General features: G+C 48.6%; 7 protein-coding genes. 1 reads left to right on the forward strand and 6 read right to left on the reverse strand.

All coding sequences use genetic code 11. From position 1 onward, the window contains the following. Window positions 1-4 precede the first annotated feature (4 nt). Window positions 5-175: a hypothetical protein gene (locus GPM24_RS21790; protein ID WP_158829823.1), complete on the forward strand. Its 171-nt coding sequence runs from the start codon at window positions 5-7 to the stop codon at window positions 173-175. A gap of 257 nt (window positions 176-432) precedes the next feature. Here the strand turns inward: GPM24_RS21790 and GPM24_RS21795 are convergent, their stop codons facing one another. The 6 genes from GPM24_RS21795 to GPM24_RS21820 all read right to left on the reverse strand — a co-directional run bounded on the left by GPM24_RS21795 (window position 433) and on the right by GPM24_RS21820 (window position 7,776). After that, window positions 433-1,074: an NAD(P)H-binding protein gene (locus tag GPM24_RS21795; protein ID WP_158829825.1), complete on the reverse strand. Its 642-nt coding sequence runs from the start codon at window positions 1,072-1,074 to the stop codon at window positions 433-435. A 63-nt stretch (window positions 1,075-1,137) separates the two neighbouring features. Then, window positions 1,138-1,980 (reverse strand): oxidoreductase, encoded by an 843-nt coding sequence (locus GPM24_RS21800; RefSeq protein WP_158829827.1) that lies wholly within the window; start codon window positions 1,978-1,980, stop codon window positions 1,138-1,140. A 437-nt stretch (window positions 1,981-2,417) separates the two neighbouring features. Next, window positions 2,418-3,020 carry a hypothetical protein gene (locus tag GPM24_RS21805; protein ID WP_158829829.1) on the reverse strand — a complete coding sequence of 201 codons (603 nt, stop codon included), beginning with the start codon at window positions 3,018-3,020 and terminating at the stop codon, window positions 2,418-2,420. Further along, window positions 3,017-3,490: a (2Fe-2S)-binding protein gene (locus GPM24_RS21810; RefSeq protein ID WP_158829831.1), complete on the reverse strand. Its 474-nt coding sequence runs from the start codon at window positions 3,488-3,490 to the stop codon at window positions 3,017-3,019. Before GPM24_RS21810 ends, GPM24_RS21805 begins: the two co-directional genes overlap by 4 nt. 33 nt (window positions 3,491-3,523) lie before the next feature. Next, entirely contained in the window at window positions 3,524-5,785 is a 2,262-nt protein-coding gene (locus tag GPM24_RS21815) for a xanthine dehydrogenase family protein molybdopterin-binding subunit (RefSeq protein ID WP_158829833.1), read from the reverse strand. A gap of 767 nt (window positions 5,786-6,552) precedes the next feature. Continuing rightward, the gene (locus GPM24_RS21820; protein ID WP_158829835.1) at window positions 6,553-7,776 is read right to left on the reverse strand and encodes a site-specific integrase; all 1,224 of its coding nucleotides are present in this window, start codon (window positions 7,774-7,776) and stop codon (window positions 6,553-6,555) included. Between the last annotated feature and the right edge of the window lie 273 nt (window positions 7,777-8,049).

Here is an 8,049-nt window from a genome sequence, read left to right on the forward strand (position 1 = left end):
GAATATGAACATCTGGATCATCGGCTGCGGAAATCTCACCGGATTGATAGCCGCACAAACCCTGAACTTACAGTGGATCACCAACACAGACGAACTGACAAGCTTGCTTGAATTGCTGTATCCGCCCCTCGCCGGAATTCGTTTCACGCTCGCGCTTGACAAAGAACCCGTTTAGCAAAAGATGAAACTGAGAGAAAACGCTACCGTAACCATCATTCCACGAACCTGTGCAAAGTCGCCTTGAAGACAGCCTCCCAACAAAACAGCTTCGCTCAGGCCAGCTGCTATGCAACCGGTAGAAAAGCACTCTACCGGTTGCAGCAGCGTGATTCGCCGGAAGCCTATTAGCTAGTTCACGTGCAGAATTGCCCTCTGCCAAGCGCAACCGCAGGAGGTGCGCCACGCGCCAGTCTCCTGCGCGGCAGAGGCGCTTTAATAAAACGATGGCTTGTCCCAGTCCGTACCCGGTTCGCTGACGCCAAGACTGGTCTTGCTTAACTTACCGGTCGGTTCATTAATGATATCTACAATTAAACGGGCAACGGCCTCCCGGCTCACCTGCGCGCCGTGAAACGGTTCACCTTTTTGCGTAAGGGTGTAGTTTCGGTTATTGCGCTGGTTATAAAGCCAAGTGAGCCGCAGGATGGTGTATTCTAGCCCGGAATCTTCCACCAATTTCGCATTTTCGGCCTGAAGCTGAATCCTTTGGCTACCGACCATACGTTTGTTCCAGGCGCCAAAAGCACCCGGCACCTCATCATAAATGCCCAGGATAGACACACCGATCAGCCGTTTGACTCGATGCTTATTCATGGTCTCTAAAATCGTCCGCAGACCGTCTGTATCGCTCATGGCATTGACATAAACCAGATCCACGCCCTGCATGGCCTGGGAAAGTCGGTTAGGGTCCTTGAAGTCACCTTCAACAATACTGATTCGATCGGTATTTTCTTCCTGCAGCCTTTGCCGGGCGTTCCGGGCATATAAGATCAGTCGGTGATCTGTTTGGGACAGCAGATCAGTGGTCAGCACCCGGGCAATCTGCCCGGCCGCTCCTAAAATGAGTATATTCATATGGCTAGTAAACGAAATGTGATCGGCTCTGCCGCGCTATCGGCAGCATTGCTCCTCTTACTATTATTGTTCATAATCAGTGGTCAGACTAACGCCTTTCCAGTCTTCAAGCTCCTGCTTTTGGGCATCAAGTTCCTTCGTAATCGTTTGAATAGCATCGCTGCCCAGCAATAGCCGGAACGGAATCTTTTCACTTTCGGTGATTTCGATGATGGTCCGTGCAGCTTTCTGCGGATCCCCTGGCTGCGTACCATGACTTTTATCATTCTCCTTACGTCTTGGACCGACCGTCTCCGCATAATCTGCAATTTCTGTTTTGGCACCCTGAAGTGAGCGGCCGGCAAAGTCAGTCCGGAAAGCACCCGGCTCGATCACGATGGTGCGGATACCCAATGGCGCCACCTCTTTTCGGAGTGCATCAGACATTCCTTCCAAAGCAAATTTGGCGGCAGAATAATAACCGGAGGCCGGCTGCGAAAAGCGTCCGCCGATGGAAGAAACCACCAGAATGGTTCCGGACTTCCGGCTCCGCATACCGGGTAAAACGCTTTTGATCATGTTGACCGTGCCGAAAAACAGGGTATCAAACAAGTTGCGGACATCTTCGTCGTCGCCCTCTTCTACCGCCGCGCGGTAACCGTAGCCCGCATTGTTCATCAGGACATCGATGCGCCCAAACCGGGCTTCTGCCTGTTGAATCACGGTAGTGATCTGTTCCTGATCGGTAATATCCAGCGCAAGCGCCAAAGCGGTTTCGGGGTACTGGTCTGCCAGACTTTGCACGTCCTGAACTTTCCGTGAGGTGATTACGGCGTTATATCCTTTTTTCAGCACTTCTTCTGCCTGCGCACGGCCGAGTCCGCTGGAACATCCTGTAATCAGCCACGTTTTGTTAATTGTCGTCATATATATTTTTCTAAATGTATTGCACCATACCTGTTCGTGATAAAAACGCATGTGGTGGGAATGGATATACAAAGTTCAAGCCTGAAAAGGGGTTGACGCGTAGACAGATTACGGTTTTTATTACCATTTTTACGGGTGAGTTGATTTACAACTGCCTATCCTAAGCCTTATTCTGAGATGTCTATAGATACTTTGGTAAATGACGCCTGGGGCTTGGCACAACAGGATACAGCAATGACCTGACGGGAAGGGAACTTATGGGCAGCTCACATAGCTACCAAACTGCAGCGTGGAATAGCGGCAGTAACACCAGATGTCAAGAGGTGAGTTTTCTGGATAATGGGAAGGGAAATGAACGTTCCCGGCACCGGGGAGAGCCGTGCACGCGAGTATGCGGATAACCCGTTGAAGCTATCCGCATACTCGTTTACACGGCTTTATTTTCCACTGGGTGCAAATGCGCCCGTTGTTAGCCAAGTGGTCCAGGCTTTCTTAAAAGCAGCATGGCTCATGGGAGGAAGTGTACGGCCTTCACCCGGATTCCAGCCGGCCAGCACCAGCTCGTCATCCGCATGCGCAATCAGCTTTTGCAGATCCTTGTTCCCGTTTTGTTTAGGGTCGATCAGTTGTTTAGCCAGCTGAGGGGCCGTCCTACCCTGAAAAACCATTTTCATATTTGCCGGCGGCAGGTGCCATTTCGGGTTTCCCGGCGGCATATGCAAACCAGGCGTGTTGGTCGGCTGGTGGCAGTTCATGCACTTCATGGCATACACCCCTTTTCCGTCCACGCCCCTTTTCGGTAGCATCGTATGCGGATGGCTGTCATCCCCTTGCAGAGGAACATTTCCGGAAGGATGGCAATTCATACACCGAGGACTCATCAACACGGTATAGACCTGCTTGAATGCGGCTACGGAGGCTGCACTGTCTTTTTTAACAAGATAAACGGGAACCTTTGCCCTCGGGCCATTCAAACTAAAGGCCATCATTCCCAGCATGATCAATAACATACCGAGTACAACAAATGTGCTTTTTTTCATTTGCCTGACCCTTCCTTTTTTTGCAGTTGCGCAGCTAAATGAATGGCCTCACGAATGCGCAGATAAGTTCCGCAGCGGCAAATATTACCGGCCATGGCATCGTTGATATCCTGGTCGGTAGGATTTTTGTTTGCTTTCAGCAGCACGGCAGCGGACATGATCTGACCAGCCTGACAGTAGCCGCATTGGGACACGTCCAGTTCGAGCCAGGCTTTCTGCAGCGGATGGTTGTTTGCTGGCGAAAGGCCCTCGATCGTTACGACTTTTTTCCCTTCGGCACGCCTGAGTTTAGTCACGCAGGAACGAACCGCCTCGCCATCCAGATGCACGACGCAGGCCCCACATTGTGCCACGCCGCAGCCGAATTTAGTTCCTACCAAACCTATATGGTCCCGTAGTACCCACAGCAGGGGCGTATCCGGATCTGCATCTACATGGTAAGTTTTTTGGTTGATATTTACGGTTATCATCACTTTACAATTGAAGTTGAAACGAATCTTGGATTAAACAACAGGTACCTCCGGTTGCGGTAAGCTGAATGGCTGCTGGTAATAACGCTTTCCAGTGGCTTTATAGAGGGCGCTGGCCACCGCACCGAATACGGGCGGAAAGGGCGGCTCACCCAGGCCCGTAGGGTCGATATCATTCTGTACAAAGTGTACATCAACTTTTTTGGGTGCCTCGTGCATCCGGATGATCCGGTAGGAATGGAAATTGGTTTGCTCCACGGCGCCGTTCTTATGCGTCAGTCCGCCGTACAGGGAATTGCCGATACCGTCAACAACAGCGCCCTGGACCATATTTTTGGCCGCATCGGGGTTGATCACGATGCCGCAGTCAATAGCGCTGAATACTCTTTCCACATAAGGTTGTCCATTTCTGAGCGTCATATCCACGACGTGTGCCGCGTAAGAATTATGACAGAAGTAAGCTGCTACACCGCGGCTGTACTTTTTCTGTTCCGGGCCGTTCCATCCGGATTTTTCTTTCACCAGCTTCAACACGCCGGCGTAACGGTCGGCATCATATTCATTGTTTTTACCCACAGGGTAATCCTTTGCCCTTTTCAGCAGTTCCAGCCGGAAGTCAATGGGGTCTTTACCCATCGCTTCGGCCAGCTCATCCAGAAAGGACTGTTCTGCCGCAGCATTAAAATTCGATTTGGGCGCCCGAAAGGCACCAATCGTAATATTTGAGGGAATTTCCCATCCTTCCGCGAGGTAATGATCTACGGCACCGGCCGGAAACCGGTTGGCGGCAATGGCATGTTCCGGTATCCCGCCGCCTTTGACATGAAAGGCAATCAGGTTCTTATTGGCGTCCAAAGCCGCCCGGTAGGTAGCCGTGTACATCGGTCGGTAAATACCATAGCTGGTATCGTCCTCGCGGCTGTAGATCAATTTGACCGGCGCTTTTACCTGTTTAGAAATCAGCGCGGCTTCGATCACATATTGCCCGTAAGCCCGGCGGCCAAAACCGCCACCCATGCGGGTCATTTGAATTTCGATCTGCTCAGCAGGGAGCTTCAGTATTTTTGCGAGCGTCGGTTCTGTCCAGCCTGGTGCCTGCAGCGGACCAGCCACCAAAGCCTTTTCGTCGGTAACGTGTGCGAAGAAATTCATCGGCTCCATACAGTTATGAGCCAGGAAAGGTGCGTTGTAAGTGCGTTCAAGGATTTGAGCTGCGTTCTTAAAGGCCGTTTCCGGATCGCCGTCCTTTCTTAACAGCTGTGCCGGTTTATTGGCGTAGGCCTTCATTTTCTCGAGTTGGGCGGCGGTGCTTTCCAGCTCTCCCGGAACCATGACCTCCCTTTTTCCGCCTCTGCCTGCCATATAATCTTTGGTATCGCCGGCGGGTATCCAGTCAACGACCAGCTTCTTACGGGCTTGCATGACCTCCCAGGTCGTTTTGCCGACGACAACCAGCCGGTCGTTGAACGACCGCGTGTCAAAGCCGCCCTGCTCAAACCCATCCTCGTATAATTTGATCGCAAAAACAGCCGTGATGCCCGGCATCTTCAAAGCCTGAGCAGCATCAAAAGATTTAAAGGTCATACCAAAGGCGGGCGGAGCCTGAATCATGGCAATCAGCATACCTTCCTTTTTATAATCTAATCCGAAAAGGGGTTTGCCAGAGACAATTTTGGACCCTTCCACGTTTTTTTGGGAGTGTCGGACCACCTTAAAACTTTTGACATCTTTCAACTTAATACCCTTCGGTACCGGAACCATAGCTGCCTTGGCGGCAAAGTCACCATACTTGCCTGTCTTACCGCTTTTTTCGTGGTAAATCACACCGGCTTTCGTACTAAGCTCCTCCAACGGAACACTCCAGGTTTGGGCGGATGCCTGCAACAACATATTTCGGGCAGCAGCACCCGCTTCCCGAAGCGGCTTCCAGTACATCCGCATGGAATTGCTCCCACCGGTGAACTGTGGTCCTAATTTCTTGTTATCGTGCGGTCCCATTTCCACCACCACCTTGGTCCAGTCGACATCGAGTTCCTCAGCAACCATCATGGGAAGCGAGGTCATCACGTTTTGTCCGAACTCAGGATTAGGGCAAACGAGCTTGACCCTGTTATCTGCCGTGATCTGAATGTAACCGTTGATTTCGTTCCACTGGACAGCAGTGTCAGCCTCCGCGCTCTTTGCGGGAAGCGCTAATTTCGCCACTGCGCTAAACTGCAGCATGAGCCCGCCTCCGGCAAGCGCAGATGCTTTCAGGAAGGCACGCCTGTTAAAATTGGGTTTGGTCTTTTCCATTCGCGTATCAAATTTTTACTAATGGGTTTAAAATTGAAGGACGCTAGCTTTGATATGATTCGATGCTTAGTTCAACGTATTTGGCTCTGGTCGGCACACCTTGAGGTATATACGAAGGATAATTTTAAAAAAATATAACCTTACATTTTATGTGAGGCGAACAATTTACTCGCAAACATGCCAGTCGCTAGGTAGTGCAAAATGAATATTTTAATTGATAAACCGATTGATAATAGACCGTTCGGGTAAAATCATAGATAAAACGCAATTTTTAATCTTCGGAACTATCCGCATATCTACCGGTACGCTACAAGCCGTCCTTCTATAGCGGAAGTTCTGCAAGGTGAACACTCCCTTGCTATCAATATGCGTACCCACACAAGCTGACGGTAATAAACCTGGGATCAACTGGTCCGGATAGAGTCTATTCCGTTAAAAACCCCCAGGGATCGCCCCCAGGGATGTTCAACCTAAACCTTATCACAATTTGAGATATTCACCTCATGGACAATAATATAGAATTAAATCCATTTTGACGTTAATCCTGTAAAAGTGGTAGAAAAAACTGTAATTGGGGTAATGCCTGTAAGGATCGCATAGTTTGTTATGCTTTCCAGTAATGGTAGAGAACTTTCGAGGTCTTGGTGCTTCACGTGATTTGCAATCTTTCGGCAAGGATGGTACTGATAGTTGGTAAATGCATTATCAGGCTTTCCTTTAAAAGTAATCAGCGAAATTGAAAGTTCCCTAACAATGTACTCCAAAGATTACAATTCTGACTGAAGTTTCTTTTTTAAGGTCAGCATATCGCCACTGACTTTAAGATCTAAAATCTTGGCATAATGTTGTGTTTGTTTGAGATTTTTATGTCCCAGCATTTTGGAAACTGACTCGATGGGAACGCCTTTACTCAGCGTCACGGTAGTCGCAAACGTATGCCGGGCAATATGAAAGCTCAAATTTTTATGTATCCCACAGGTGTCCGCAATCTCCTTCAAGTAGGCATTCATTTTCTGGTTACTTAAAATGGGCATTACTGTACCTTTCAACTGACATACCGGATGATCCACATATCTTCTCACAATGGCCAGTGCTGCCGGTAACAGTGGAATTTTAGAAGCAGTGGTCGTTTTCTGACGCGAAGTGCTGATCCACTCCTCTCCGTCAAAACCTTGAACAATCTCTGACTGTTTCAGCTTGAGTACATCCGCGTAGGCTAGGCCTGTATAACAGCTGAACAAAAAGATGTCCCTCACTACCGATAACCTTTCTGTTGGAAAACTCTTTCCTCCTATTTTCTTAAGTTCTGCATCAGTTAAATAAGGACGCTCGTTCTCTTTCTTGGCTAAACTGAATTCAGCAAAAGGGTCTTGGGGCAACCAACGCCTTTTAACACACAACAAAACGATCTTCTTGAAATAAGTCAGGTACTTGATAGTGGTATTGTGCTGACATTTTCTTTCAGACTTGAGCCAAAACGAGAACTGGCTGATGAATTCATAATCCAGCTTGCGGATGTCCATGTCTTCGACATTGTATTTCCATTCAATAAAACGGCTTACATGCAGAAGGGTCCGCTCGTATAGGTCAAGCGTTCCAGCCGAATATTCTTCCGGCACCAACGCGGCGATCTGATCGTTATGCGCCCTGAATTCACGCAGGATATATTTCCGGTCGTCGACGCCAAGTATTTGATTTTTGATGGCATTTGCGTTGAGGCCCTTATTCGCATCAATCAGCTGGCGCCGGGCATCATGGACCTTGGTCGTCATGATTTCCAAAAAGCTATTTATTGACTTTGCATCTTCCTTGGTTCCAGATGCCCTGCCGCTGCGATTGTTCCACCTGGATAAATCCCAAGTCCGTTTGAGAGAGAATTCTGCGCGCTCCCCGTCGACGGTGATTCTTAAGTAAACCTGGTAAGGATCTCCAGTTTGGTAATACTTTGGTTTTTTGAGATAAATCAGAATACTGAAACTTTTTTCTAACATACTACTGCAATTATGAAGTTAACAAATATCGATTTGCAGCACTCTTAAAACAAGATGTTCAAATTTTGAACTCCTTGATTATCAGTATCCTAAGGCACTTCTGGTGAGTACTCCATATGAATGAAGGTACTCACCGAATTACTCTCCTTTTTTTTGATAATCCTTGAATAGTTTGGGATAGTAGTAGAAACAAAAAACCCTCTAAATCAACGATTTAGAGGGTTTTAAGACGTTTTGATATCGTTTTCAGCGGTGAGGGAGGGATTCGAACCC

The organism is Mucilaginibacter lacusdianchii, from assembly GCF_009770985.1.
Taxonomy (GTDB): Bacteria; Bacteroidota; Bacteroidia; order Sphingobacteriales; family Sphingobacteriaceae; genus Mucilaginibacter; species Mucilaginibacter lacusdianchii.